Source organism: Azospirillum sp. TSH58 (assembly GCF_003119115.1).
Taxonomy (GTDB): Bacteria; Pseudomonadota; Alphaproteobacteria; order Azospirillales; family Azospirillaceae; genus Azospirillum.
This window is the reverse complement of the sequence record NZ_CP022364.1, coordinates 664,848-689,358: the sequence shown is the minus strand read 5'-3', so window position 1 is coordinate 689,358 and position 24,511 is coordinate 664,848. Positions and strand designations below refer to the sequence as shown.

Here is a 24,511-nt window from a genome sequence, read left to right as displayed (position 1 = left end):
GCGTCGCGCGCGACCGGGGGAAGGATGCGTTGCGGTATCGGCTCAGGGAGCCTGGCTTTCCTGCGCGCGGCGGATCGCCGCCTCCACGCATTGCAGGTGCAGCTTCTTGCGGGCGAGCTGGCGGGTCCGCCGCTCCTCCAGGTCGGTGGCGGGCATCGCCTCGATGGCGCAGCCGCGCCAGCCGTTGGCGTCCAGCGCGCGGGCGACCTCCGCATAGCCGAAATAGCCCTTGTCCGGCTGCTCCCACGGGGCGCGGAAGTCGGCGCGGCGCAGGACGAAGCGGTTGGACTGGCTGGACCCGCCGAGACTGGTCAGCCGGGCCACGATCAGCCGCTCGCCGTTCGGGTGGACGACGGTCAGGATCGGGCGGATGCCGAAGACGGGCGGGTCGCTGCTCATGGGGACATGCATAGCGTTCCGGTCGGCATTAGGCCAGAGACAAGGCCGTCGGAAAGGGCGACGGACGACGGACAGGAGGTCGCGGCCTGCGAAAAATGAACGCAGCCATACGCAAGTATGTCCTGGGTCGGCGTGTATAAAAATTAGCGGTTCACAAGTGATTGTTGCGCGCTTTCTATAGGAACGGTGAGATGATTTGCTTTCCCGTGAATCGGATCTCCGGGTAGGCGAAGGAGAAGGCGGCGATGACATTGTTGGTGCGCTTACGAAAGCCGGTGCTGGCGGCGTTCTTTCTTCTGTCGTGGCTTCTGCCCGTCGCTGCGGCGCCGGCTCAACCGGCCCCCGTCGAATTGCCGGCCGGCAGCTACGACGCGCAGGGCACTGCCCTGTCGGCCCTGGTCTATGTGCCGGACGGCGCGCGGGCGCGCGGCAAGGCGCCGCTGCTGGTCCTGCTGCACGGCTGCGAGCAGGACGCCCGGACCTTCTTCGAGGATTCGGGCTGGAAGGACATGGCCGACGCCCATGGCTTCGTCGCCCTGCTGCCGGCGCAAAAGCACAACCTGTTCTCCATGGTGGGGACGGGAGGGTTCGGGCGTTACGGCAACCCGCTCGGCTGCTTCAACTTCGCCGACCGCCTGAACAGCCCGCTGAAGGGCTTCGTCCCGCGCGAGGCGGCGGCCATCGCCTCGATGGTCGGCGCCGTCGTCTCCGGCAAGGGGCTGGGCACCAACGGCCCGGCGGTGGACGCGGAACGGGTCTCGGTCACCGGCCTGTCGGCGGGGGCGGGCATGGCGGCGGCTCTGCTGGCCGACTATTCGCAGCTTTTCGCGGGTGGGGCCTTGTTCGCGGGCGTGCCGGTGATGTGCGCGCAGAGCATGCAGTCGGCCGCGTCGCTCTGCGGCATCTCCGTGTCGCGCGGCTGCGCCGAGGTGAAGGCGCGCTCCGGCGGCTACGACAACAGCGAATGGAAAAAGGCGGTCCAGCGCGCCCAGCATCCCGCCGGGCGCCCGCGGGTGCTGATCGTCCAGGGGACGGCGGACTGCACCGTGGACCCGCAGAACGCCCTCTACCTGACGAACCAGTGGACGGCCTTCCACGGGCTGAAGGTGGATGCCCCCGTGGTCATCGGGCAGGAACCGTCCTGGCCTGACCGCGCCGTGCGGCAGGGCTACGCGCCGCAGGGCGCCAACGCGCTGTGGGTGGAGACGGTGCTGCTGAAGGACGTCGGCCACGTCATGCCCATCGACACCGGCAATCCGCAGCGTCCCTGCGGGCGGGTGCGGGTGTCGGAGACGAAGACCTACATCGAGGATGTCGGATTCTGCGGCGCGGCGCTGGCCGCCGGTTTCCTGCAACTGGAGCCGTAGCACCCGCCTTAGGCGCGGCGGGCGGGTTCAGCACTCACCAAAGTGGTGCGACAGCCCGCCGCACCTTCCGGAATGCCGTTTGCCAAACGGTGCAGATTTGACGCAGATTGGGGCCGCTGCGTGAACGTTCATTGCGCGGCTGCGGAGAAACGCGAACCAAACAAAATATAAGGGACGCCCCCCATGAGCCAAAGCTCGGCCGATCGCTACAACCAGATCCACGCCCGTTCCCTGTCCGATCCCGACGGATTCTGGGGCGAGGCGGCGGAAGACATCACCTGGATCAAGCGCTGGGACAAGGTGCTGGACGACAGCAACGCGCCCTTCTACCGCTGGTTCACCGGCGGCGTCCTGAACACCTGCTACAACGCCGTCGACCGCCATGTGGAGGCCGGACGCGGCGCCCAGGCGGCGATCATCTACGACAGCCCGGTCACCAAGACCGTGCAGACCATCACCTACGCCGAGCTTCAGGATCAGGTGGCCCGCTTCGCCGGCGCGCTGCGCGCCCAGGGCGTGGAGAAGGGCGATCGCGTCATCCTCTACATGCCGATGATCCCGCAGTCGCTGGTCGCCATGCTGGCCTGCGCGCGTCTCGGTGCGGTGCATTCCGTGGTGTTCGGCGGCTTCGCCCCGCACGAGCTGGCGACCCGCATCAACGACTCCCGGCCGAAGGCCATCGTCTCCGCCTCCTGCGGCATCGAGCCGAACCGCATCGTCAAGTACAAGCCGATGCTCGACGCCGCCATCGAGCAGGCGGAGCACAAGCCGTCGAGCGTGATCGTCTTCCAGCGCCCGCAGGAGACCGCGACCCTGGTCGAGGGCCGCGACGTGGACTGGGCGGAGGCCGTCGCCAAGGCCGAACCGGCGGAGTGCGTGCCGGTGGCCGCGACCGACCCGCTCTACATCCTCTACACCTCCGGCACCACGGGCCAGCCGAAGGGCGTCATCCGCGACAACGGCGGCCACGCCGTGGCGCTGAAGTGGACGATGAAGAACATCTACAACGTCGAGCCGGGCGAGGTGTACTGGGCGGCGTCGGACGTGGGCTGGGTGGTCGGCCATTCCTACATCGTCTACGGCCCGCTGCTGCACGGCTGTACCACGGTGGTGTTCGAGGGCAAGCCGGTGGGCACGCCGGACGCCGGCACCTTCTGGCGGGTGATCGAGCAGCACAAGATCGGCACGCTGTTCACTGCCCCGACCGCCTTCCGCGCCATCAAGCGCGAGGACCCCAACGCCGAACTGCTGAAGAAATACGACCTGTCGCACTTCCGCGCCCTGTTCCTGGCCGGCGAGCGGTCGGACCCCGACACGCTGCATTGGGCCGAGGACAATCTGAACGTTCCGGTCATCGACCACTGGTGGCAGACCGAGACCGGCTGGGCGATCTCCGGCAACCCGCTGGGCGTGCATCTGTTCCCGATCAAGTACGGCTCCGCCACCCGCCCGATGCCGGGCTGGGACGTGCAGATCCTGAACGCCGAGAACAAGGAGGTGCCGCGCGGCGACATCGGCGCCATCTGCGTGAAGCTGCCGCTGCCTCCGGGCACGCTGCCGACGCTGTGGAACGCCGACGACCGCTACAAGAAGTCGTACCTGTCCGATTATCCCGGCTACTACCAGACCGGTGACGCGGGCTTCATCGACGACGACGGCTACGTCTACATCATGGCCCGCACCGACGACATCATCAACGTCGCCGGCCACCGCCTGTCCACCGGCGGCATGGAGGAGGTGCTGGCCAGCCACAAGGACGTGGCGGAATGCGCGGTGATCGGCGTGGCCGACGACCTGAAGGGGCAGGTGCCGCTGGGCTTCCTCTGCCTGAAGGCCGGCGTGACCCGCCCGCACGAGGAGATCGTGAAGGAAGTGGTCCAGCTCGTCCGCGAGCAGATCGGGCCGGTCGCCGACTTCAAGCGCGCCGTGGTGGTGGAGCGTCTGCCGAAGACCCGCTCCGGCAAGATCCTGCGCGGCACCATGCAGAAGATCGCCGACAACCAGGACTACAAGACCCCGGCGACCATCGACGATCCGGGCATCCTGCCGGAGATCGCCGAGGCGCTGCAGTCGCTGGGCTACGCCAAAACGCATCAGGCCGGCTGACCGGCCCCGCGTTCGAAACCCCTCCTCCGGCATGGTCCGGGGGAGGGGTTTTCCGTCGCGGCTACACCTTGTCGAGCGCGGTCAGGGAATCGTCCAGCTCGTCCAGCCGGGCCTGTTCGGCTTCCAGCTCCGCCAGCGCGCGGCGGGCGTTGGCGATGTCGAGGTCGAGCTGGTCGCGCCGTCGCCGGATCAGCTCCTCCAGCGGGGTCAGCTCCGCCATGGCCAGCGCCTGGGCGATGGCCGCGTTGCTGCCGCCGCCCAACGCCAGCCGCACCATGCGCGCGCTCGGGCGGATGCCCTGAGCCTCCAGATGGCGGGCGGTGACCAGGATCTCGATGGTGTCGTGATGGCGTGCCATGGCCCCGCCCTTATGACGCAGTGCGGTGGATTGTGCCAAGCCGCTCGGCGGATTCGGGCGCTTATCCGCGCGCAGCGGCGATATGCCACAAGGCCGAGCTTCGGTGGCGCTTTTCGGGCCCGCCGCGATTTCGCCGAATTTTTGCTGCACGGGCATCAAAGTCTGGAATAAACGATGAGCGGGGGGCGTTCATCCTGGCGTACCGGGTCCTGCATGGGGCTCGGCCCTGGGAGGGCGCGCCACCCGTTCCTACCTGAAGGAGTGCCATGATCCGCCGCCCGGCGGTCCGTGGAGCCTTCGAGGCAACAATCGGGTGCGCGTTTGAGCACGTTCGGGGTCGAGCTGGAAGTCCACATTGCGTCGCTGCGCCGCTACGCGCGCGCGTTGCTGCGCAACCGTTCGGATGCCGAGGATCTGGTGCAGGAGGCGTTGACGCGGGCGGTGGCGCGCGCCGACACCTTCAAGGCGGGGACGAACCTGCGGGCGTGGCTTTTCACCATCCTGCACAACGTCCATGTCAATCAGGTCCGCTCCAAAGCGTCGCGGCCCGACGAGGTCGATGTGGACAGCGTCGAGTCGAAGCTGGTGACGCCGGCCCGGCAGGAGGAACGTGTGGAGTTGCGCGAGATGATGCGCGCTCTCGACGATCTGCCGGAGGAACAGCGCAAGGTGCTGCTCCTCGTCGCGCTGGAGGGCCTGAAATACGAGGAGGTCGCCGAGACGCTCGGCGTGCCGATCGGGACCGTCATGTCGCGCCTTTCGCGGGCGCGCGAGGCGGTCAGGGCGAAGCTGGCGAACGAGGGCTCGGTGGCCCTCAGGCGGGTGAAGTGATGAACGCGCATTGCGTAACGGACGACGAACTGCATGCCTACGTGGATGGGCACCTGGCTCCGGAACGCCGGCTCTTCGTGGAGCGATGGCTGGCCGACGACCCCGATGCCGCCCGCCGGGCCGAGGACTACCGCGCCCAGGCCGCGCTGCTGCACGAACTCTTCGACCCCGTGCTGCGCGAGCCGGCCAGCGGCCCGGTCGAGGAGCTGACAGGCAGGCTGCGCGGGCGCATGCCCGGCAACGACAACGCCGCCCCCTGGCACGCCCGTTCCTGGGTGCGCATGGCCGCGGCGGTGATGCTGATCGTGGCCGGCGCCAGTGGCGGCTGGCTGGGGCGTGGCGCGGTGGACCAGTCGCCGGTCGTCCAGCAGCGCCAGACGCTCCAGACCTTCGCCGAGGAGGCCACCCAGGCCCACCGCTTCTACACCTCCGACGAGCGCTTCCAGGTCGAGCTCGGCGCTGACAACCAAGACGAGCTGAACAGCTGGCTGTCCAAGCGCGTCGGCCGCGACGTCTTCGGCCCGGACCTCGACAAGGTCGGGCTGCGGCTGATCGGCGGCCGGTCGCTGCCCACCGAGCTGGGGGCCGGCGCCCAGTACATGTACGTGAACGAGGCGAACAAGCGCGTCACCCTGTTCGTCGGCGCCCCGCGCTCCGGCAACCCGGCGAAGTTCGGCTTCTCGCAGAACGGCGACGTGGCGACCATCTACTGGGTGGAGGGCCCGCTGGCCTACGCGCTGGCCGGCCGGATGTCCAAGGAGGACCTGCTGCGCGTCGCCGAGGCCGTCTACAACGACGTCAAGGCCGGCCCGCGCCGCCCCGAGCCGCAGCCCCAGCAGAACCAGCAGCCCCAGCCGCAGCAGGAGCAGCAGCCCCAGCAGCAGCAGGACCAGCCGCCCGCCGGCGTCCAGCCGATCAGCGACACGCACAAGCCGAAGGACAGCTGAGGCGGAGTGGGGGGGCCTTGCGAGGGGCTCCTTCCGCCCCTCGCGCTTCCCGCCAAGGGATTGGAGTGGACTTGAGGCGGTCGAGTTGAGACAACGGCCCCCTTTTCGTTTCCCGGTTTACTCCCACCCCGCCGCCGCTCCACAATGCGCCAATGGCGGCGTGGGTCGTGGGGCATGCGGGACTGGTACTTCATCGGCGACAGCCATGCGCAATCCTTCGAGGTCGCCGCGACGATCCGCCTGCTCGAAAGGCCGGCGCGCTGTCTGCTGGTTCCCGGCGCGACCGCGGTCGGGCTGCGCAACCCGGAGAGTCAAACCCACGCGGTCGCTCTGTTCAAGGAGGCGCTGCTGCCCGCCGATCCGGACGCCATCCCGGTGATCCAGCTCGGCGAGGTCGATTGCGGCTTCGTCATCTGGTGGCGGGCGCAGAAGCACGGCGACGGCGTCGAGCGGCAATTGGAGGAGTCGGTGGCCGCCTGCGCCGCTTTCGTGGACGACCTGCTGGCGGGCGGCTATCCCACGCTGGTGCTGACCGGGGCGGTGCTGCCGACCATCCGCGACGGTGAGACCCGCGGCAAGGTCGCCCGCGCCCGGCACGAGGTCACCGCCACCCTGCGCCAGCGCACCGAGCTGACCCACCGCTACAACGCCCGCCTGCGCGACGCGGCGGTGGCGCGCGGGCTGCCCTTCGTCGACATCACGCCGCGCATCACCGACCCGGAGAGCGGGCTGGTCGCCGAGGCGTTCCGCAGCCCCAATCCCGGTGACCACCACCTCCACCCCATCCGCGCCGCGGAGGTCTGGGCGGAGGCCCTGAACGCGCTGGACCTGCCGCCATGACCGACGCGATGGACTTTCTCCGCGCAGGCGCCGCCGCGCTCCAGCGGGGCGACCGGGCGGGGGCGGAGCGACGGGTCGTCCGCGCCCTGGCGCTGGCCCCCGGCCACGGCGAAGCCTGGAACATCCTGGGCGTGCTGGCCGTCTCCGCGGGCGATCCCGCGAGAGGCGAGGCGCGCTTCCGCCGGGCCTCCGCCTGCGCGCCGGAGAACCCCGCCTACGCGCGCAGCCAAGCGGAATGCCTGAAACGCCAGGGACGGCCGGACCGGGCGGCGGCCCTGCTGGCCGGCGCCGTGCGCCGCGGCGTGTGGTCGCCCGATCTCGCCTGCGATCTCGGCGACCTGCGGCTGGGCGCGCGGGACGGCGCGGCGGCGGTGGCGCTCTACCGTCTGGCGCTGGCGCTGGCCCCCGGCCACGCCCGCAGCCTGAACAATCTGGCGGAGGCGCTGGGCACGGCGGAACGGCCGGACGCGGCGGCCGACGCCTTCGCCCGGTTGGCGCTGCTGCGCGGCACGGCGGCCGCCTGGGGGGCGGCGGGGGCGGCGGCGCTGGCGGCGTGGCGGCAGGACGAGGCGCGCACCGCCCTGCGCCGGGCCGCAGCGCTCGACCCGGCCGTGGCCGAGCATTGGGCCAACCTGGGCTTCGCCGGGCTGGGACGACACGCGGTCATCCCGGCGGAAACCGCCTTCGACCGCGCCTTGCGCCTGTCGCCGGGGATGGACGCGGCGCGGGCGGGGCGGGGGACGCTGCGGATGCTCACCGGGCGCCTGCGCGAGGGGGCGGCGGATTACGAGGCGCGGCTGAGCCTGCCCACCTTCCGGCCGCCGCGCTCCTACAGCCGGCCGGTGTGGGACGGTCGGGTCCGGCCGGGCAAGACGCTGCTGATCCACGCCGACCGCGGCCATGGCGACGCCATCCAGTTCATCCGCTACGCCCCGCTGCTGCGGGCCCAGGGCATGCGCGTGGTCTTCCACGGGCCGGAGGGGCTGCTCGCCCTGTTCCGCGCGTCGGAGCTGCTGGACGACCTGTCCGGGCTCGACGGACCGCCGCCAGCCCACGACGTGCAAATCCCCATCATGAGCCTGATCCATCGCATGGGCACCGATCTGGACAGCGTGCCCGCGGCCGTTCCCTATCTGCGGGCGCCCGACGCGGCGGCGCGGCGCTGGGCGGACCGCTTGGCCGGCCTGCCGGGGGTGAAGGCCGGGCTGGTCTGGCACGGCTCGGTCGCCTTTCCCTACCACCGCCAGCGCTCGCCGGGGTTCGAGGCGGTGCTGCCTCTGACCGGCGTCCCCGGCGTGACGGCGGTTCTGCTCCAGGTCGCCCACGGGCGGTCGGACCTGGACCGCCTCGCCCCGCTCGGCCCGGTCCTCGACCTCGGGGCGGAGCTTCGCGATTTCGCGGACTCCGCCGCGGCGATCCAGGCGCTGGACATCGTGATCAGCCCCTGCACCGCCGTGGCCCACCTCGCCGGAGCGCTGGGGAAGCCGGTGGCGGTGCTGCTCGATCAGGGGGCGGAATGGCGCTGGATGTGCGGCAGGACAGATTCGCCCTGGTATCCGACCGCGCGCCTCTACCGGCAATCCGTGTTCGGCGACTGGACGGAGCCGGTGGAGCGGCTGCGCCGCGATCTGGCGGCGCTGAACGGACCCTTGCAGGATCGATCATGACCACACTGTGCGTGACCGGCGCCAACGCGCGCTACTTCATCACCACGCTGGCCTTCCTGGAGGGGCTGACGGGCCGCTTCCCGCTGGAGCGGGTGCGCGTCTGCGATTTCGGCCTGACCGATGGACAACGCGATTACCTGCGCGCCGCCGGCCTGCTGCTCGACCGGCCGAAGATCCTGCCGGCGGACGCGCACCCCTACCTGTGCAAGGGCCACCTGTCGGAATACTGCTCGGGCGAGGCTTGGGACAGCCTGCTGTGGCTGGACGCCGACATGATGGCGGGCGCCCTCGACCTCGCCGCGGCCGAAGGGCTGGCGGAGGACCTCCGGCGCTCCGGCAAGGCGCTCGCCACCACCGACACGGTGGACCGGATGACCGTCGGCGGGATGATGGACGAACTGCACGGTGGCGGCCACTACGTCATACCGGCGGAGCGCCTGTTCCGGGACCGGGGGATCGATCCGGAACGCCCCTACCTGATGTCGGCCCTGATGCTGTGGGTGTCGCGCGGCCTGCTGGCGCAATGGGCCGTGACCTGCCGGGGGGTGGCCCAGCACGCGCTGTGGGAGCAGAATGTGCTGAACGCGCTGGTCCTGCCCGATCCCGCCTGCGTGGAGGTGCTCGACGCGCGCCTGTGGCAGGTCTACGACGCGCCTCTGGCCGATGTGACCATGCCCGACCCGCGGAACCGCCATGGCTTCATGCTCGACGGGCACCCTCTGATGGTCGTTCACGCCACATCCCGGAAGGGGCATCACCTGGACGCCGACCTCTCCCTCAATTTCGGGGAGCATGTGTTGAAGGGCCATCTGCGCACCTTCGCCAATCCGGTCCTTCAGCAGCAGCACTTGCGCCATCTGGCCGCCGCCGTCACCCGCAACCGCGCCGCGCTGGCCGAGATCGGCGTCCTGCAGCCGCGGTGAGGGTGCGGAAGGCCGTCCGCACCCCGCACCCGGTCGCTTCGGTCACAACCTTTCCGGTCGCAACCCCATTGGTCACTCCGCGGCCATCGGCTGCGGCGCGGCGGGCTGGCGGAAGCCGTCGAGCAGGGCGGCCTCCTTCGCCTTGGCCGCTTCGACGTTGCGGGCCTTCACCGGTCCATAGCCGCGCATCTCCTGCGGCAGGCGGGCGATCTCCACCGCGGTGGCGTGGTTGTCGCGGGTCAGGCCGTGCAGGATCTCGCCCATGATGGCCTCGTAGTCGGCGATCAGGCGGCGCTCCATGCGGCGCTCGGCCAGCCAGCCGAACGGGTCGAGCGGGCTGCCGCGCAGGCGCTTGCCCTTGGCGAGCAGGCGCAGGGCCTTGAGCATCCACGGGCCGAAGCGCTTCTTCTTCGGCTCGCCACCGTCCTCGCCGCTCTCGCCCATCACCGGCGGGGCCATGTGGAAGACCAGCTTGTAGTCGCCCTCGAACATCCGGCCGACCTGCTCGACGAAGCCGGTGTCGGTGTAGAGCCGGGCCACCTCATACTCGTCCTTGTAGGCGAGCAGCTTGAAATAGCCCTTGGCGACGGCCTCGGTCAGGGCGGTGGAGCCGGGAAGCCTCTGCCCCTCGACGCGCCGCGTCCAGTCGACCAGCGCGTGGTAGCGGCTGGCGTAGGCCGCGTCCTGATAGTCGGTCAGGAAGGCGGTGCGGCGGGCGATGGCCTCGTCCAGGCTGGCCGAGGGGCGGCGCTGGTCGAGGATGAACAGGTCGTGGCCATTGGCTTGGGATGCCGCCTGCTCCTGCGGCGGGTTGGCGGCGGCCTCCACCGCGGCCAGATCGACGGCGGCGCGGCGGCCCCAGTTGAAGGCGTCGGTGTTCATCTTCACCGCCACGCCGTTCAGCTCGATGGCCTTCAGGATGGCCTCCGCCGTGATCGGGATCAGCCCCTTCTGCCACGCGTAGCCCATCAGGAAGGGGTTGGTGGCGATGCTGTCGCCCATCAGCGCGGTGGCCAGCTTGGTGGCGTCGAAGGCGTTCACCGCCCCCTCGCCGCAGGCCTTGCGGATGTCGGCCACCAGATCGCGGACCGGCACCGTGAAGTCCGGCTTCTTCAGGAAGTCCACGGTGATGGTGTCGTGGGTGTTGATGACCGCGCGGGTGTGGCCGTGCGCCATCTTCGACAGGGCGTCGCCCGCCCCGGCGACGATCAGGTCGCAGCCGACCACCGCGTCGGCCCCGCCCGCCGCGATGCGGACGGAATGGATGTCCTCCGGCGTGGCGGCGATGCGGATGTGGCTGGTCACCGCGCCGCCCTTCTGGGCGAGGCCGGTCATGTCGAGCACGCCGACGCCCTTGCCCTCGATGTGGGCTGCCATGCCGAGCAGGGCGCCGATGGTCACCACGCCGGTGCCGCCGACGCCGGTGACGTAGATGCCCCAGGGCCGGTCGAGCGTGGGCAGGGTGGGGGTGCGCAGGTCCGACGGATCGGCACCGGCCTTGGCCGCTGCGGGTTTCGGCTTGCGGAGCTGCCCGCCCTCCACCGTCACGAAGCTGGGACAGAAGCCCTTGGTGCAGGAATAGTCCTTGTTGCAGCTCGACTGGTCGATCTGGCGCTTGCGCCCGAACTCGGTCTCCAGCGGCACCACCGACACGCAGGAGGATTTGGCGGAGCAGTCGCCGCAGCCCTCGCAGACCAGCTCGTTGATGATCACGCGCTTGGCCGGATCGACCATCTTGCCGCGCTTGCGGCGGCGGCGCTTCTCGGTGGCGCAGGTCTGGTCGTAGATCAGGACGCTGACGCCGGAAATCTCGCGCATCTCCTTCTGCACGCGCTCCAGGTCGTCGCGGTGCTCGACGCTGGTGTATTGCGGCAGGCCGTCGCCGATGCCGTACTTCTCCGGCTCGTCGGACACCACCACGATGCGGCCCACGCCCTCGGCGCGGAGCTGGTTGGCGAGCGACTGGACGGTCAGCGTGCCGTCCACCGGCTGGCCGCCGGTCATCGCCACGGCGTCGTTGAACAGGATCTTGTAGGTGATGGTGGCCTTCGCCGCGATGGCCTGCCGGATCGCCAGGATGCCGGAATGGTAGTAGGTGCCGTCGCCGAGGTTGGCGAAGATGTGCTTCTCCTCGGTGAAGGGCGCCTGGCCCACCCAGGGCACGCCCTCGCCGCCCATCTGGGTGAAGGTGTCGGTCTTGCGGTCCAGCCAGGTCGCCATGTAGTGGCAGCCGATGCCGCCCAGCGCGCGGCTGCCCTCCGGCACATGGGTGGAGGTGTTGTGCGGGCAGCCGGAGCAGAAGGTCGGCTTGCGGATGACGCGGGCCTGATGGGCCTTCTGCTTCTCCTGGGCGTCGAGGAAGGCGACGCGGCGCTTCAGGTTCTCGTTGTCGACGAAGCGCTCCAGGCGGCGGCCGATGACCACGGCGATCTGGGCGGGCGAGAGTTCACCGGCGGATGGGAGAATCCACTCGCCATGCTCGTCGAATTTGCCGACCACCTTCGGGCGGACGTCGGGGTGCCAGTTGTAGAGCTGCTCCTTGAGCTGGTTCTCGATGACCGCGCGCTTCTCCTCGACCACGACGATCTCGTCGAGCCCCTCGGCGAAGTGGCGCACGCCGTCGCGCTCCAGCGGCCAGGGCATGCCGACCTTGTAGACGGTCAGGCCCCAGTCGGCGGCCATCTCCTCGGTGATGCCCAGCTCGTCGAAGGCCTGCCGGACGTCCAGATAGCTCTTGCCGGTGGTGACGATGCCGAAGCGCGGGCGGGGCGAGGACACCATCACCTTGTCCAGCCGGTTGGCACGCGCGAACGCCAGGGCGGCGTACAGCTTGTGCTTCATCAACCGGTATTCCTGCTCCAGCGGCGGGTCGGGCCAGCGGATGTTCAGCCCGCCCGGCGGCATCGGGAAATCGGCGGGGATGATCGGGCTGACGCGGTGCGGGTCGATGTATACGGACGCCGAGGTGTCCACCGTCTCGGCGATCGTCTTCATGGCGATCCAGCAGCCGGAATACCGGCTCATCGCCCAGCCGATCAGGCCGTAATCCAGGATCTCCTGCACGCCCGACGGGTTCAGCACGGGGATCATCGCGTGCATGAAGGCGTGTTCGGACTGGTGCGGGAAGGTGGAGGACTTGGCGTTGTGGTCGTCGCCGGTCAGCACCAGCACGCCGCCGTTGCGCGACGTGCCGGCGGCGTTGGCGTGCTTGAACACGTCGCCCGAGCGGTCGACGCCCGGCCCCTTGCCGTACCACATGGAATAGACGCCGTCATACTTGGCGCCGGGGAACATGCCGACCTGCTGGCTGCCCCAGACCGCGGTGGCGCCCAGCTCCTCGTTCACGCCGGGCTGGAAGCGGATGTGGTTCTTCTCCAGGAACTTGCGCGCGTTCCACAAATTCTGGTCGAAGCCGCCCAATGGCGATCCGCGGTAACCCGAAATGAAACAGGCGGTGTTCAGCCCGGCGGCAAGGTCGCGCTGGCGCTGCATCATCGGAAGGCGCACCAGCGCCTGGGTTCCCGTCAGGTACACGCGCCCTTGTTCAAGCGCGTACTTGTCGTCCAGGGTCACGGTTGCGAGAGCCATTGTTCCATCCCCTTTGTGGCGCCCTGAAAAGCGCTGTTCGGAGCGCGTTCGCCGCGCCGCTTCTTGTGTTTGTTCGACAAGCAAAAAGGTAACGAAGGCTGTCTTATTCGGCAACCGGCGCCGGGCCTCCGTCCGTAAAAAGCAAGGAACGGTCCGGCGCTCGCAGCGCTGTGAAACGGACGGGCGGGAATCGCCCTCCGGCGGGACATTCCCGCTCGCGTCCATGGGTGCAGCAACCTTGCCTCCACCCCAGCCCTCCCCCGCTATCGCAGGGGAGGGGACTGCCGCCGCTTCGCAGAAGGCACCTTCTCCCGCAAAGCGGGGGAGGGCTGGGGTGGGGGCTCCCTACCCGATATGGGGAGTCTTCAGGCGGGCGGCAGGGGGGAATGACCGGGGGAATGACCCGCCTCGCCCCCGTGGTCCGGCGCGCCGAAGGCGCCGTCCGGCCACAGGCTGGGACCGTTGCCGTCGCGCAGGCTGAGGCTGCGCACCATCGCGCGCAGGGCGCCGACCATGACCCGCAGGGCGGCGGAGGAGTCCGCCCCGCCGCCGATGCTGATGGTCCAGCGCAGGGCGTCCATATGGGCCTGCACCGCCTCCTGGAAGCTTTCCCCGTCATGGTCCACCCAGGTGACGCAGGTGGACAGCGACGCGGCGATGGCGGTGGCCGCGGCGTTGCCGGCGGCGGCCAGTTGCAGGTCGGACACCGCGTGGCGCAGCCGCGTGCCCAGCGCGTCGGGGCAGGCCAGCGCCCTTTCCAGCCGGTCGAGCGCCAGCACCAGCCGGACCATCTTCGGGTCGGTCGAGCGCAGCGGACCTGACCCTGACCCGGAGGGGCCGGACAGGCGCGGCGGCGGGGGCGGCAGGCGCAGCGGCGGCGGGGCGGAGGAGATCGCCGGCCGGGGCGGAGCCGGGTGGGAGGGGGGCGGCGTGTTGTTGTTCGTCGGCTTCGCCGTGGCCGCCTCGGTTTGGGAGCGGCCGCCCTTGCGGGGGTTGTTCAGCACGGTTTCGATCCGCCGGGCGATGGTGGCGGCGGAGGCCGGCTTGGCGAGGACGGTGTCCGCCCCGGCGTCCCAGGCGGCGCGCACGGTGGCGACGTCGGCGTTGGCGGTCAGGACGATGATCGGCAGATCGGGGCTGAGGCAGCTGACCGAGCCGCGCACCCAGCGGACGAGCTGTCCGCCGCCCACCGGTTCCATCACCCAGTCGGTGACCATCAGGTCGTAGGGCTCCCGGCGCAGCAGTTCCATCGCCTCCTGCCCGTTGGCGGCGGGGGCGACCTGGCCGACGCCCCAATGCTCCAGCATGTCCCGCAGCGCCCGCAGCAGCAGCGGGTTGTTCTCGACGACCAGGATCTTCAGGTGGGTCGGGTAGCGGCGTGGCATGTCGGGTCCGAAGGTTCGGGAACGAAGCGTTACCGAATATCCGAACGCCGGCCTGGGATTTCAGGACGCGGAGACGTGTTAGCGCCAATCGGCGCGCGACCGGGGGAGCCTCTTCGCCTCATGGAGTGCGCTTGGTCTTCGGCTCCCCCGTCCGGGGACTTGGTCGAGGTCCGGGGTGCCTCTAGCGGACCAGGGCGAGATCCTTCAGGACGGCCACCTCGTGGGCCTGTTCGTCCAGGCGGGCCTTCACGGCGTCGCCGATGGAGATCACGCCGGCGAGGTCGCCCGCCTCGTTGCAGACCGGCACATGGCGGTGGCGGCGCAGGGTCATCATCTGCATCAGGTCCTTGATCGTGTCCTCCGGCCGGCAGGTCTTGACCTGACGGGTCATCAGATCCTCCACCGGGAGATCCAGCGCGTCGGCGCCATGCATCGCCACGGCGCGGACGATGTCACGCTCCGACAGGATGCCGGCCAGCCGGCCGCGGCGGTCGCACACCACCAGGGCGCCGATGCGCCGGTCGGTCAGCGTGCGGGCGGCGGTCCGGATGGTTTCGGACGGCAGGATCGAGGCGACGGTATGGCCTTTGCGGTTCAGAACCTCGGCAACGACGGTCATGTCCACCCTCCCTCTTTGGGGTTGGCGAATCGGTGGGGTCCGATTCGGAATGAGCCTGGAGCGGCCGGCGGTTCCGGCAAGGGCAGGACGGTGCGGATCGGAAAATCGGTTTTGCCGCCTCGCCGGGGCCGCTATGCATGAACGCACGGCGACCGCTGGATTGTGGACGGGAAGGGAGCGCGCACATGACCACCGAGCAGAAGGTTCTTCGCCTGTCCATCGCCGTCACGGTGCTGCTGGCGGGCGCCGGCATCCTGTTCGGCCTGCTGTCGGGCTCCTTCGCCATCGTCTTCGACGGCATCTACTCGCTGGTGGACGCCAGCATGACGATGGTGACGCTGCTGGTGTCCAACCTGATCGCCGCCTCCACCGCGAGCGGCCCACGCCGTGGCAAGCTGGCCGAGCGTTTCACCATGGGCTTCTGGCACCTCGAACCGATGGTGCTCGGGCTGAACGCCACCCTGCTGATGGGGGCGGCGATCTACGCGCTCATCAACGCCGTGGGCAGCCTGATGACCGGCGGCCGCGATCTCGCCTTCGACCACGCGATCGTCTATGCGGCGGTGACCGTTCTCGTCGCGGCCGGCATGGCGGTCTTCGCGACGCGGGCGAACCGGACGGTCCGCTCCGACTTCCTGGCGCTCGACGCGAAGGCCTGGATCATGTCGGCGGCGCTCACCGCGGCCCTGCTCGTCGCCTTCGTCTTCGGGTATCTGATCCAGGGCACCCGGCTTCAATGGATGTCGCCCTACATCGACCCGGCGGTGCTGGCCCTGGTCTGTCTGGTGGTCATCCCGATCCCGGTCGGCACGATGCGGCAGGCGCTGGCCGACGTCTTTCTGGTCACGCCCGCCGACCTCAAGCGGCACGTCGACGCCGTCGCGTCGGACATCGTGCGGCGGCACGGCTTCTCCTCCTACCGCGCCTATGTCGCGCGGGTGGGCCGGGGGCGGCAGATCGAGCTGTTCTTCATCGCCCCGCGCGGCTGGCCGCCGCGCCAGTTGGAGGAGTGGGACCGGATCCGGGACGAGGTCGGCGCGGCCATCGGCGGCGAAGGCCCCGACCGGTGGCTCACCATCGTCTTCACCAGCGATCCGGAATGGGCGGAATGACGGCCTGTCCCATGGACGGGCCGGATCGCGTATATTGGATTTCCATGAGACACGAAGCGCGTGGCGCGGGCGGAGGGTGACGGGATGGCGGGCAAGTGCTGTGGCGGTTCTTGCGGGAGCGGCGGAGGAAACGGGCGCCCAAACGCCGGGCGGCAGGCCGACTACCGCCGGACCCTGCGCATGGCGCTGCTCGTCAACGGGCTGATGGCCGCGGTCGCCCTGGCCGCCGGGCTGGAGACGCAGTCCATGGGCTTGCGGGCGAGCGCGCTGGAATCCCTGGCGATCGCGATGACCCACGGCGTCGGCCTGTGGATGATGGGGCGCGGGCTGGAGGCGCGGGGCTGGGCCGCGCTGGCGCGGGGGCTGGTGCTGTCCGTCCTCGGTCTGGGGCTGGTGGCCGCCACGGCCTGGAGCGCCTATGCCGGCACCGTTCCCGACGCGCCGGTGATGAGCCTCGTCGCGCTTCTCGGGATGGGGGCGGCCCTGTCGGTGGCGGTCCTGCTGTTCGCCGGACGGCGCGCCGGGTTGACGCTGCGCGCGGTCTGGCTGTGCGCCCGCAACGGCGTGCTGACCAACGCCGCGGTGATGATGGCGGCGGCGGGCGTGTGGGTGATGGGGCAGGGGTGGCCGGACCATCTGGTCGCCGCGGTCATCGCCGCCACGGTCTTGTCCGGCGCGGTGACGGCGCTGCGGCAGGCGGTGGGGGAACGGCGCGCGTGGCACGCCCCCGCCGACCCGAGCGGGTTGGGGAAGGGGGCTTGACAGGGCCGCATCCCTGTGGCGAACTCGGTGTCATGATTTTCGCTGCGCCCTCCCTGTCGCGTCGTTGGTGGTGGCCCGTCTGACCGGGCCGGCCAGCCGACGCGCGTGAGCGCACACAGCATCGAAAGGCCGCCCGGAGCTTCCGGGCGGCCTTTTTCCTGACCAGGGAATGCGGGTGTCGAGCAAGGGAACTCCGGGTGTCCGTCCGTCAACGGATCGACCATCGGAGACCCCGCCATGTACCCCGCCGACCTCCTCGCTTCGCTCCACCTCCTCGAACCGCTGCGTTTCCAAACGCGTGGCGGCGTTACCGTGACCCGGCGCGCCACGGCGCTCGACCCGCGGACCGCCCTCGATCCGGTGATCGACGCGCTCGACCGCCGCCGCGGCCTGCTGCTGTCGAGCGGGGTGGAGGCGCCGGGCCGCTACCGCCGCCACGCGCTGGGCTTCACCGACCCGCCGCTGGCGCTCACGGCACGCGGGCGGACGCTGCGCCTCGACGCGCTGAACGCGCGGGGGCGGGTGCTGCTGCCGGCGGTGGCCGAGGCTCTGCGCGGCCTGGAGGCGCTGGTCGGTCTGGAGGAGGCGCCGTCGCGGGTCACCGCCCTGGTCCGCAAGCCCCAGCACCCCTTCCCGGAGGAGGAGCGGAGCCGCCAGCCCTCCGTCTTCTCGGTGCTGCGCGCGGTGCTGGAGCTGTTCGCCGCCCCCGACGACCCGCTGCTCGGCCTTTACGGGGCCTTCGCCTACGACCTCGCCTTCCAGTTCGAGCCGATCCGCCTGCGGCTGGAGCGGCCCGACGACCAGCGCGATCTGGTGCTCTACCTGCCGGACCGGCTGGTCGTTCTGGACCCCATGACGGGCCTCGCGCGGCTCGTCGAGTATGAGTTCGCCACGGCGGCGGGCGGCACCGAGGGGCTGGAGCGCGGCGGGCGCGACCATCCCTACCGCCCGGACACCAACGGCCCCGACACCAACGCCGAAACCGGCTGCGACCACGCGCCCGGCGAGTATCAAGGTGTCGTCGAGGCCGCCAAGGCCGCCTTCCGCCGCGGCGACCTGTTCGAGGTGGTGCCCGGCCAGACCTTCTCCGAGCCCTGCGCCGACGCCCCTTCGGCGGTGTTCCGGCGGCTGCGCGCCGCCAACCCGGCGCCCTATGAGGCCTTCGTCAATCTGGGGGGCGGGGAGTTCCTCGTCGCCGCCAGCCCGGAAATGTATGTGCGGGTGGCGGGCGGTCCAATGGGTGGACGCGTGGAGACCTGCCCGATCTCCGGCACTGTGGCGCGCGGCACCGACGCGCTGAGCGACTCCGCGCAGATCCTGCGCCTGCTGGGTTCGGCCAAGGACGCGGCGGAACTGACCATGTGCACCGACGTGGACCGCAACGACAAGGCGCGGGTGTGCGAGCCGGGGTCCGTCCGGGTGATCGGGCGGCGGATGATCGAACTGTACTCCCGCCTGATCCACACGGTGGACCATGTGGAGGGGCGGCTGCGGCCCGGAATGGACGCGCTGGACGCCTTCCTCACCCACACCTGGGCGGTGACGGTGACCGGGGCGCCCAAGCGCTGGGCCATGCAGTTCCTGGAGGACACCGAGAGGTCGCCGCGCCGCTGGTACGGCGGGGCCTTCGGCCGGCTGGGCTTCGACGGCGGGATGGACACCGGCCTGACCCTGCGGACGATCCGCATGGCCGAGGGCGTCGCCCATGTGCGGGCCGGGGCGACCCTGCTGTCCGACAGCGACCCGGACGCCGAGGACGCGGAGTGCCGCCTGAAGGCCGCCGCCTTCCGCGACGCCATCCGTGGAACGGCCATGGGCTTGGTGCCCGCGCTTCCGGCGGCTCCCGGCGGCGGGCGGGGCAAGCGGGTGCTGCTGGTGGATCACGACGACAGCTTCGTCCACACGCTGGCCGACTACCTGCGCCAGACCGGCGCGTCGGTGACGACGCTGCGTCACAGTCACGCACGGGCGGCGATCGCTGAGCGGAAGCCGGATCTGGTCGTGCTGTCCCCCGGTCCGGGCCGTCCGGCGGATTTCGACGTGGCGGGCACCATCGACGCGGCGCTGGCGCTCGGCCTGCCGGTGTTCGGCGTTTGCCTGGGGCTGCAGGGCATGGTGGAGCGGTTCGGCGGCGCGCTGGACGTGCTGCCGGAACCGGTCCACGGCAAGGCCGCGGAGGTCCGGGTGCTCGGCGGCGGGCTGTTCGCCGGCCTGCCGGAACGGCTGACGGTCGGGCGCTACCACTCGCTGGTGGCGCGGCGCGACCGGCTGCCGGCGGACCTCACGGTGACCGCGGAGACCGCCGACGGTCTGGTGATGGCTGTGGAGCACCGGCGGCTTCCGCTCGCCGCCGTGCAGTTCCACCCCGAGTCGATCCTGTCGCTCGACGGTGGGGCCGGTCTCGCCCTGCTGGGCAACGTGATGGACCGGCTGGCCGCCGGCGCCCTTGCGGACGCGGCGGCGTAAGGAGGGAAGGGGGCCGGGGGTGGTTACTCCACCATCCCCAGCGCTTCCTTGTAGAGTTCCAGGATGGCTTCCTGCTCCTGGCGGTCGGCCTTGTCCATTTTGCGCAGCCGGATGATCTGGCGGATGATCTTGGTGTCGAAGCCGGTGCCCTTGGCTTCGGCATAGACTTCCTTGATGTCCTCCTGCAGGCCGCGCTTCTCCTCTTCCAGGCGCTCGATGCGCTCGACGAAGGATTTCAGGCGATCCGCCGCAATGCCGCCGACGTCGGACATGATAAGGGTAACCTCAAATTGGGTGCTTCCGGGGAATCCGGCGCGGACGATATCGGCGGGCGCCGTCGATGGCAAGGGACTCCCGGCATCGTCGGCACGGATGCCACAGGCCATCTCCATCGGCGGCACGCCTCGGTCGGGTGTGCCCGGATAGTGGGATACGCCCGCGGCGACAAGCGCCGTCCCGGACCGACGCCTGATGCGAAAGACCGATGGCGAGACCTTGCGAAAGCGGCGACCTTGCACTTTCCGTTGCACGCGGGCGTGCCATCCCTCTCCGGGCTGTTGCGCCGCACCCATCACCGCTGGTAATACCATCGACGCTCAAGAGCTTCACAAAGTCACATAAATCCGGCATTGATGCCGACGGTCTAGGCCGATTGCACGCAAATCGGCCACTTGCGGCAGGGGAGATAAAGAACCATGAAAATCGCCATACCCAGGGAACGGCGCGCGGGGGAGAATCGCGTCGCGGCTTCTCCGGAGACGGTCAAGAAACTCAAAGCCCTCAGCCTGGAAGTGGTCGTGGAGACCGGCGCCGGTCTGGGCTCGAACCTGCCGGACCGGGTGTATCAGGACGCCGGCGCGACGATCGCGCCGGACGCCGCGTCGGCGCTGGCCGACGCCGACATCGTGCTGAAGGTGCAGCGACCGCTGCTGGCCGGGGAGGGGGACCTCGACGAGCTGGCGCTGATCAAGCGCGGCGCGCTGCTGTTCGCCATCCTCAACCCCTACAACAGCCGCGACCACGTGGCGGCCTACGCGGCGGCCGGGGTGAACGCCTTCGCCATGGAGTTCATGCCGCGCATCACCCGCGCCCAGGTCATGGACGTGCTGTCCTCGCAGGCCAACCTCGCCGGCTACAAGGCGGTGGTCGACGCCGCCAGCGAGTATGGCCGGGCCTACCCGATGATGATGACCGCGGCGGGCACGGTGCCGCCGGCCCGCGCCTTCATCATGGGCGTCGGCGTCGCCGGTCTGCAGGCCATCGCCACGGCCAAGCGGCTGGGTGCCATCGTCTCGGCGACCGACGTGCGCCCGGCGGTGAAGGAGCAGGTGCAGTCGCTGGGCGGCAGCTTCGTCGCGGTGGAGAACGAGGAGTTCAAACAGGCCGAGACCTCCGGCGGCTACGCCAAGGAGATGTCGGACGACTACAAGCGCCAGCAGGCGGCGCTGGTGGCCGAGCACATCAAGAAGCAGGACATCGTCATCACCACGGCGCTGATCCCCGGGCGCAAGGCGCCGATCCTGGTGACGCGCGAGCATGTCGCCTCGATGAAGCCGGGCTCGGTGATCATCGATCTGGCGGTGGAGCAGGGCGGCAACGTCGAGGGCTCGGAGCTGGGCAAGGTGGTCGTCACCGACAACGGGGTGAAGATCGTCGGCCACGCCAACTACCCCAGCCGCATCGCCGAGAGCGCCTCGCTGCTCTACGCCAAGAACCTGCTGGCGCTGCTGCAGTCGCTGCACGACAAGGAAAAGGGCGTCACGCTCAACTGGGACGACGAGATCGTGAAGGCCATCGCGCTCACCCGCGATGGGCAGGTCGTTCATCCCGCCTTCGCCGGCCAGACGGTCTAAAGGCCGGACGGATTTAGGGAGAGACACATGGATCAGACTCAATTGTCCAACCGCGTCGTCGAGCTGAAGGCCCAGCTCGCGGCGGCCAGCCAGCAGATCGACGCGCTCGCCGCCCAGGCCGCGGCGCTCGGCCACGCCACTCCCGTCGCGGACGCGGCGGGCCACGGCAACTTCTTCATCACCGGCCTGACGGTGTTCGTGCTGGCCTGCTTCGTCGGCTACTACGTGGTGTGGCGGGTGACGCCGGCGCTGCACTCGCCGCTGATGGCGGTGACCAACGCGGTGTCCTCGGTGATCATCGTCGGCGCCCTGATCGCCGCCGGCCCCGCTGGGTTCGGCTTCTCCAAGATCATGGGCTTCCTCGCCGTCATCCTGGCCAGCGTCAACATCTTCGGCGGCTTCCTGGTCACCCAGCGCATGCTGTCGATGTTCAAGAAGAAGGGCAAGTAACCATGGAAACCCTGTCCGCCCTTCTCTATCTGGTCGCCTCGGTCTGCTTCATCATGGCCCTGCGCGGCCTGTCCAGCCCGGAGACCTCCCGCCAGGGCAACTTCTTCGGCATGGCCGGCATGACCATCGCCGTGCTGACCACGCTGGCCCTGCCCATCGTCCAGTCCTACTGGATGATCGTGCTGGGCATCGCGATTGGCGGCGGCATCGGCTACGTCATCGCCAAGAAGATCGAGATGACGGCTCTGCCGCAGCTCGTCGCCGCCTTCCACTCGCTGGTCGGTCTGGCCGCGGTGTTCGTGGCGCTGTCGGCCTTCTACTCGCCCGAGGCCTACGGCATCGGCGTGCCCGGCGCCATCGCCAAGGGCTCGCTGGTCGAGATGGCGCTCGGCACCGCCATCGGCGCCATCACCTTCACCGGCTCGATCGTTGCCTTCGCCAAGCTCCAGGGTCTGGTCACCGGCAAGCCGCTGGTCTTCCCCTTCCAGCACCACCTCAACGCCGCCCTCGGCGTGCTGACCATCCTGCTCATCGTCTGGCTGGTGCAGAGCAACTCCAGCGTGGCGATGTGGATCATCGTTCTGGTCGCGCTGGCGCTCGGCTTCCTGTTGATCCTGCCGATCGGCGGCGCCGACATGCCGGTGGTGATCTCGATGCTGAACAGCTACTCCGGCTGGGCGGCGGCGGGCATCGGCTTCACGCTGCAGAACAACCTGCTGATCGTCACGGGCGCGCTGGTCGGCTCGTCGGGCGCCATCCTGTCCTACATCATGTGCAAGGGCATGAACCGCTCGATCTTCAACGTGATCCTGGGCGGCTTCGGCGGCGACAGCGGGGCGGCCTCGGCGGCGGCCGGCGGCGGCGAGCGCGGCACGGTCAAGGCCGGCTCGCCGGAGGACGCGGCCTACATCATGAAGAACGCCCAGTCGGTGATCATCGTCCCGGGCTACGGCATGGCGGTGGCCCAGGCCCAGCACGCGCTGCGCGAGATGGCCGACCTGCTGAAGAAGGAGGGCGTCGAGGTCAAATACGCCATCCATCCGGTGGCGGGGCGCATGCCGGGGCACATGAACGTGCTGCTGGCCGAGGCCAACGTGCCCTACGACGAGGTGTTCGAGCTGGAGGACATCAACCGCGACTTCAGCACCGCGGACGTCGCCTTCGTGATCGGCGCCAACGACGTGACCAACCCGGCGGCCAAGACCGATCCGCAGTCGCCGATCTACGGCATGCCGATCCTCGACGTCGAGAAGGCCAAGACGGTGTTCTTCATCAAGCGCGGCATGGCCGCCGGCTACGCCGGCGTCGAGAACGAGCTGTTCTTCCGCCCCAACACCATGATGCTGTTCGGCGACGCCAAGAAGGTCACCGAAGAGGTCGTGAAGTCGATGGAGTAATCCGCGGCGTCACGGCTGTGGAGTAGAATGAACCCCCGGGGCCGGCTCGCTCCGGGGGTTTCTTTTTTGCCATCACAAGAAACGGAGAGAGGACGCCATGCCCGCCTATATCATCGCCGACGTGAACGTGACGAATCCGGTGGCCTACGAGACCTACAAGACGCTGACCCCGGATGCCGTCGCCAGGAATGGAGGGCGCTTCATCGCCCGCGGCGGGCAGGCGGAGGAGCTGGAGGGCGGCTGGCAGCCCAACCGCGTCGTCATCCTGGAATTCCCGGACTACGCCACGGCCAAGGCCTTCTACGACAGCCCCGAATACCGCGAGGCGCGCGAGGCCCGGAAAGGCGCCGCCGACTTCCGGATGATCGTGGTGGACGGCGCCTGACGCGCCCCGGAAAAAGAAAAAGCCGTGCGGGGCCGCACGGCTTTTTCTCTTAAGGAGGGAAGGGAGCCCTTACGCCTTCTTGATGCCGAAGCAATGCTCCGGACCGGGGAAGCTGCGGGCTTTCACCTCGGCGGCGTAGGTCGCGGCGGCCTCGCCGATGGCGGTGCCGAGCTGGGCGTAGCGCTTCACGAACTTGGGCTGGAACTCGCCGAACAGGCCGAACATGTCGTCGGACACCAGAACCTGCCCGTCGCAGGCGGGGGAGGCGCCGATGCCGATGGTCGGGATGGTCACATCCTCGGTGATCTGGCGGGCCAGCGACTCCATCGTGCCCTCGATGACCAGCGAGAAGGCGCCGGCCTCGGCGATGGCGCGGGCGTCGGCGCGGATGCGCTCCGCCGCCTCCGGATCGCGGCCCACCGCCTTGTAGCCGCCGAGCGCGTTGACCGACTGCGGCAGCAGCCCGACATGGCCCATCACCGGCACGCCGCGGGTGGTCAGGTAGGCCACCGTCTCGGCCATCTCCAGCCCGCCTTCCACCTTGACCGCCTGGGCGCCGCTCTCCGCCATGACGCGGGCGGCGTTGCGGAAGGCCACCTGGGGGCTTTCCTGATAGCTGCCGAAGGGCAGGTCCACCACCACGCAGGCGTGGCGCGAGCCGCGCACCACGGCGGCGCCGTGGGCGATCATCATGTCCAGCGTGACGGGAAGCGTGCTGTCGAAGCCGTAGACCACCATGCCCAGCGAGTCGCCGACCAGCAGCAGGTCGACATGCGGGTCCAGCAGCCGGGCGACCGGAGTCGTGTAGGCGGTCAGGCAGACGATCGGCTCCCCGCCCTTGCGCACGCGCAGCGCCGGCACGGAGACGCGCGGAGTGTCCTTGGATGCGCTCATTGGCGACCCTCCCCTTATATTTTCTTGGCAGACGTTCGTGAGCGGCGAAGCGGACCGCAGATGCACCAAAACCGCCCACGCGCAGGCGCGGGGCGGCAGGTGCAAGACACAAGAGGGGCAAGCGCGCGAACGCGCATGGATGCCCGGCGCACCGAAGCGCGC

At 69.8% G+C, this 24,511-nt stretch carries 20 protein-coding genes and 1 pseudogene; 14 read left to right on the top strand and 7 right to left on the bottom strand.

Annotation, left to right across the window (positions count from 1 at the left end):
• Positions 1-42: 42 nt before the first annotated feature.
• Positions 43-399, bottom strand: a complete 357-nt coding sequence (locus TSH58p_RS06830; protein WP_109068020.1) for a hypothetical protein — start codon at positions 397-399, stop codon at positions 43-45.
• Positions 400-644: 245 nt separating this feature from the next.
• Here TSH58p_RS06830 and TSH58p_RS06825 point away from each other — a divergent pair, with 245 nt between their 5' ends.
• Both TSH58p_RS06825 and TSH58p_RS06820 read left to right on the top strand, forming a co-directional pair.
• Positions 645-1,766, top strand: a complete 1,122-nt coding sequence (locus TSH58p_RS06825) for a PHB depolymerase family esterase (protein ID WP_109068019.1) — start codon at positions 645-647, stop codon at positions 1,764-1,766.
• Between the two features lie 183 nt (positions 1,767-1,949).
• A complete protein-coding gene (locus TSH58p_RS06820; RefSeq protein WP_109068018.1) occupies positions 1,950-3,872 on the top strand; it encodes a propionyl-CoA synthetase in 1,923 nt (640 codons plus the stop codon).
• Between the two features lie 61 nt (positions 3,873-3,933).
• On the opposite strand, the gene TSH58p_RS06815 is transcribed toward TSH58p_RS06820, so the two are convergent.
• Positions 3,934-4,230: a DNA-binding protein gene (locus TSH58p_RS06815; RefSeq protein ID WP_158282549.1), complete on the bottom strand. Its 297-nt coding sequence runs from the start codon at positions 4,228-4,230 to the stop codon at positions 3,934-3,936.
• A gap of 321 nt (positions 4,231-4,551) precedes the next feature.
• On the opposite strand from TSH58p_RS06815, the gene TSH58p_RS06810 reads away from it, so the two are divergent.
• The 5 genes from TSH58p_RS06810 (at position 4,552) to TSH58p_RS06790 (ending at position 9,438) form a co-directional block, all read left to right on the top strand.
• Entirely contained in the window at positions 4,552-5,061 is a 510-nt protein-coding gene (locus TSH58p_RS06810) for a sigma-70 family RNA polymerase sigma factor (RefSeq protein ID WP_014239953.1), read from the top strand.
• Positions 5,061-6,008, top strand: coding sequence for an anti-sigma factor (locus TSH58p_RS06805; RefSeq protein ID WP_109068016.1), 948 nt, complete (start codon positions 5,061-5,063; stop codon positions 6,006-6,008). The genes TSH58p_RS06810 and TSH58p_RS06805 overlap by 1 nt, the downstream gene beginning before the upstream one ends.
• 174 nt (positions 6,009-6,182) lie before the next feature.
• On the top strand, positions 6,183-6,848 hold the full coding sequence (locus TSH58p_RS06800; RefSeq protein ID WP_109068015.1) for an SGNH/GDSL hydrolase family protein: 666 nt from the start codon (positions 6,183-6,185) through the stop codon (positions 6,846-6,848).
• Positions 6,845-8,515 carry a tetratricopeptide repeat protein gene (locus TSH58p_RS06795; protein ID WP_109068014.1) on the top strand — a complete coding sequence of 557 codons (1,671 nt, stop codon included), beginning with the start codon at positions 6,845-6,847 and terminating at the stop codon, positions 8,513-8,515. Before TSH58p_RS06800 ends, TSH58p_RS06795 begins: the two co-directional genes overlap by 4 nt.
• Entirely contained in the window at positions 8,512-9,438 is a 927-nt protein-coding gene (locus TSH58p_RS06790; RefSeq protein WP_109068013.1) for a hypothetical protein, read from the top strand. The genes TSH58p_RS06795 and TSH58p_RS06790 overlap by 4 nt, the downstream gene beginning before the upstream one ends.
• Before the next feature lie 72 nt (positions 9,439-9,510).
• Here TSH58p_RS06790 and TSH58p_RS06785 read toward each other — a convergent pair.
• The 3 genes and pseudogenes from TSH58p_RS06785 to TSH58p_RS06770 all read right to left on the bottom strand — a co-directional run.
• A pseudogene (locus tag TSH58p_RS06785) lies at positions 9,511-13,029 on the bottom strand (indolepyruvate ferredoxin oxidoreductase family protein); the annotation flags it as partial.
• A 362-nt stretch (positions 13,030-13,391) separates the two neighbouring features.
• The gene (locus TSH58p_RS06775; protein WP_109068011.1) at positions 13,392-14,411 is read right to left on the bottom strand and encodes a response regulator; all 1,020 of its coding nucleotides are present in this window, start codon (positions 14,409-14,411) and stop codon (positions 13,392-13,394) included.
• 181 nt (positions 14,412-14,592) lie between these two features.
• The gene (locus TSH58p_RS06770) at positions 14,593-15,030 is read right to left on the bottom strand and encodes a CBS domain-containing protein (RefSeq protein WP_109068010.1); all 438 of its coding nucleotides are present in this window, start codon (positions 15,028-15,030) and stop codon (positions 14,593-14,595) included.
• Between the two features lie 185 nt (positions 15,031-15,215).
• Between TSH58p_RS06770 and TSH58p_RS06765 the strand changes: the two genes are divergently transcribed.
• From TSH58p_RS06765 to TSH58p_RS06755, 3 genes are all read left to right on the top strand, one after another.
• Complete coding sequence (locus tag TSH58p_RS06765; RefSeq protein ID WP_109068009.1) at positions 15,216-16,142, top strand: cation diffusion facilitator family transporter; 927 nt, start codon at positions 15,216-15,218, stop codon at positions 16,140-16,142.
• A gap of 180 nt (positions 16,143-16,322) precedes the next feature.
• Positions 16,323-16,904, top strand: a complete 582-nt coding sequence (locus TSH58p_RS06760) for a cation transporter (RefSeq protein WP_109068008.1) — start codon at positions 16,323-16,325, stop codon at positions 16,902-16,904.
• Positions 16,905-17,141: 237 nt separating this feature from the next.
• Entirely contained in the window at positions 17,142-19,370 is a 2,229-nt protein-coding gene (locus TSH58p_RS06755; protein ID WP_109068007.1) for an anthranilate synthase, read from the top strand.
• A 23-nt stretch (positions 19,371-19,393) separates the two neighbouring features.
• Here the strand turns inward: TSH58p_RS06755 and TSH58p_RS34660 are convergent, their stop codons facing one another.
• Positions 19,394-19,642 (bottom strand): DUF2312 domain-containing protein, encoded by a 249-nt coding sequence (locus tag TSH58p_RS34660; protein WP_012973951.1) that lies wholly within the window; start codon positions 19,640-19,642, stop codon positions 19,394-19,396.
• Positions 19,643-20,065: 423 nt separating this feature from the next.
• Between TSH58p_RS34660 and TSH58p_RS06745 the strand changes: the two genes are divergently transcribed.
• From TSH58p_RS06745 to TSH58p_RS06730, 4 genes are all read left to right on the top strand, one after another.
• Positions 20,066-21,223, top strand: coding sequence for a Re/Si-specific NAD(P)(+) transhydrogenase subunit alpha (locus tag TSH58p_RS06745; protein ID WP_109469183.1), 1,158 nt, complete (start codon positions 20,066-20,068; stop codon positions 21,221-21,223).
• 27 nt (positions 21,224-21,250) lie between these two features.
• Positions 21,251-21,673: an NAD(P) transhydrogenase subunit alpha gene (locus TSH58p_RS06740; protein ID WP_109469182.1), complete on the top strand. Its 423-nt coding sequence runs from the start codon at positions 21,251-21,253 to the stop codon at positions 21,671-21,673.
• Positions 21,674-21,675: 2 nt separating this feature from the next.
• Positions 21,676-23,070, top strand: a complete 1,395-nt coding sequence (locus TSH58p_RS06735; protein WP_109469181.1) for an NAD(P)(+) transhydrogenase (Re/Si-specific) subunit beta — start codon at positions 21,676-21,678, stop codon at positions 23,068-23,070.
• Positions 23,071-23,167: 97 nt separating this feature from the next.
• On the top strand, positions 23,168-23,455 hold the full coding sequence (locus TSH58p_RS06730; RefSeq protein ID WP_109071800.1) for a DUF1330 domain-containing protein: 288 nt from the start codon (positions 23,168-23,170) through the stop codon (positions 23,453-23,455).
• 69 nt (positions 23,456-23,524) lie between these two features.
• Here TSH58p_RS06730 and panB read toward each other — a convergent pair whose 3' ends face one another.
• The gene (gene panB, locus TSH58p_RS06725) at positions 23,525-24,349 is read right to left on the bottom strand and encodes a 3-methyl-2-oxobutanoate hydroxymethyltransferase (protein ID WP_109071799.1); all 825 of its coding nucleotides are present in this window, start codon (positions 24,347-24,349) and stop codon (positions 23,525-23,527) included.
• Between the last annotated feature and the right edge of the window lie 162 nt (positions 24,350-24,511).

What these genes read in the sequence shown, in the direction of transcription:
- TSH58p_RS06830 (WP_109068020.1), bottom strand. Translation starts at nt 399, where the DNA reads ATGAGCAGCGACCCGCCCGTCTTCGGCATCCGCCCGATCCTGACCGTC.
- TSH58p_RS06825 (WP_109068019.1), top strand. Translation starts at nt 645, where the DNA reads ATGACATTGTTGGTGCGCTTACGAAAGCCGGTGCTGGCGGCGTTCTTT.
- TSH58p_RS06820 (WP_109068018.1), top strand. Translation starts at nt 1,950, where the DNA reads ATGAGCCAAAGCTCGGCCGATCGCTACAACCAGATCCACGCCCGTTCC.
- TSH58p_RS06815 (WP_158282549.1), bottom strand. Translation starts at nt 4,230, where the DNA reads ATGGCACGCCATCACGACACCATCGAGATCCTGGTCACCGCCCGCCAT.
- TSH58p_RS06805 (WP_109068016.1), top strand. Translation starts at nt 5,061, where the DNA reads ATGAACGCGCATTGCGTAACGGACGACGAACTGCATGCCTACGTGGAT.
- TSH58p_RS06800 (WP_109068015.1), top strand. Translation starts at nt 6,183, where the DNA reads ATGCGGGACTGGTACTTCATCGGCGACAGCCATGCGCAATCCTTCGAG.
- TSH58p_RS06795 (WP_109068014.1), top strand. Translation starts at nt 6,845, where the DNA reads ATGACCGACGCGATGGACTTTCTCCGCGCAGGCGCCGCCGCGCTCCAG.
- TSH58p_RS06790 (WP_109068013.1), top strand. Translation starts at nt 8,512, where the DNA reads ATGACCACACTGTGCGTGACCGGCGCCAACGCGCGCTACTTCATCACC.
- TSH58p_RS06775 (WP_109068011.1), bottom strand. Translation starts at nt 14,411, where the DNA reads ATGCCACGCCGCTACCCGACCCACCTGAAGATCCTGGTCGTCGAGAAC.
- TSH58p_RS06770 (WP_109068010.1), bottom strand. Translation starts at nt 15,030, where the DNA reads ATGACCGTCGTTGCCGAGGTTCTGAACCGCAAAGGCCATACCGTCGCC.
- TSH58p_RS06765 (WP_109068009.1), top strand. Translation starts at nt 15,216, where the DNA reads ATGACCACCGAGCAGAAGGTTCTTCGCCTGTCCATCGCCGTCACGGTG.
- TSH58p_RS06760 (WP_109068008.1), top strand. Translation starts at nt 16,323, where the DNA reads ATGGCGCTGCTCGTCAACGGGCTGATGGCCGCGGTCGCCCTGGCCGCC.
- TSH58p_RS06755 (WP_109068007.1), top strand. Translation starts at nt 17,142, where the DNA reads ATGTACCCCGCCGACCTCCTCGCTTCGCTCCACCTCCTCGAACCGCTG.
- TSH58p_RS34660 (WP_012973951.1), bottom strand. Translation starts at nt 19,642, where the DNA reads ATGTCCGACGTCGGCGGCATTGCGGCGGATCGCCTGAAATCCTTCGTC.
- TSH58p_RS06745 (WP_109469183.1), top strand. Translation starts at nt 20,066, where the DNA reads ATGAAAATCGCCATACCCAGGGAACGGCGCGCGGGGGAGAATCGCGTC.
- TSH58p_RS06740 (WP_109469182.1), top strand. Translation starts at nt 21,251, where the DNA reads ATGGATCAGACTCAATTGTCCAACCGCGTCGTCGAGCTGAAGGCCCAG.
- TSH58p_RS06735 (WP_109469181.1), top strand. Translation starts at nt 21,676, where the DNA reads ATGGAAACCCTGTCCGCCCTTCTCTATCTGGTCGCCTCGGTCTGCTTC.
- TSH58p_RS06730 (WP_109071800.1), top strand. Translation starts at nt 23,168, where the DNA reads ATGCCCGCCTATATCATCGCCGACGTGAACGTGACGAATCCGGTGGCC.
- panB (WP_109071799.1), bottom strand. Translation starts at nt 24,349, where the DNA reads ATGAGCGCATCCAAGGACACTCCGCGCGTCTCCGTGCCGGCGCTGCGC.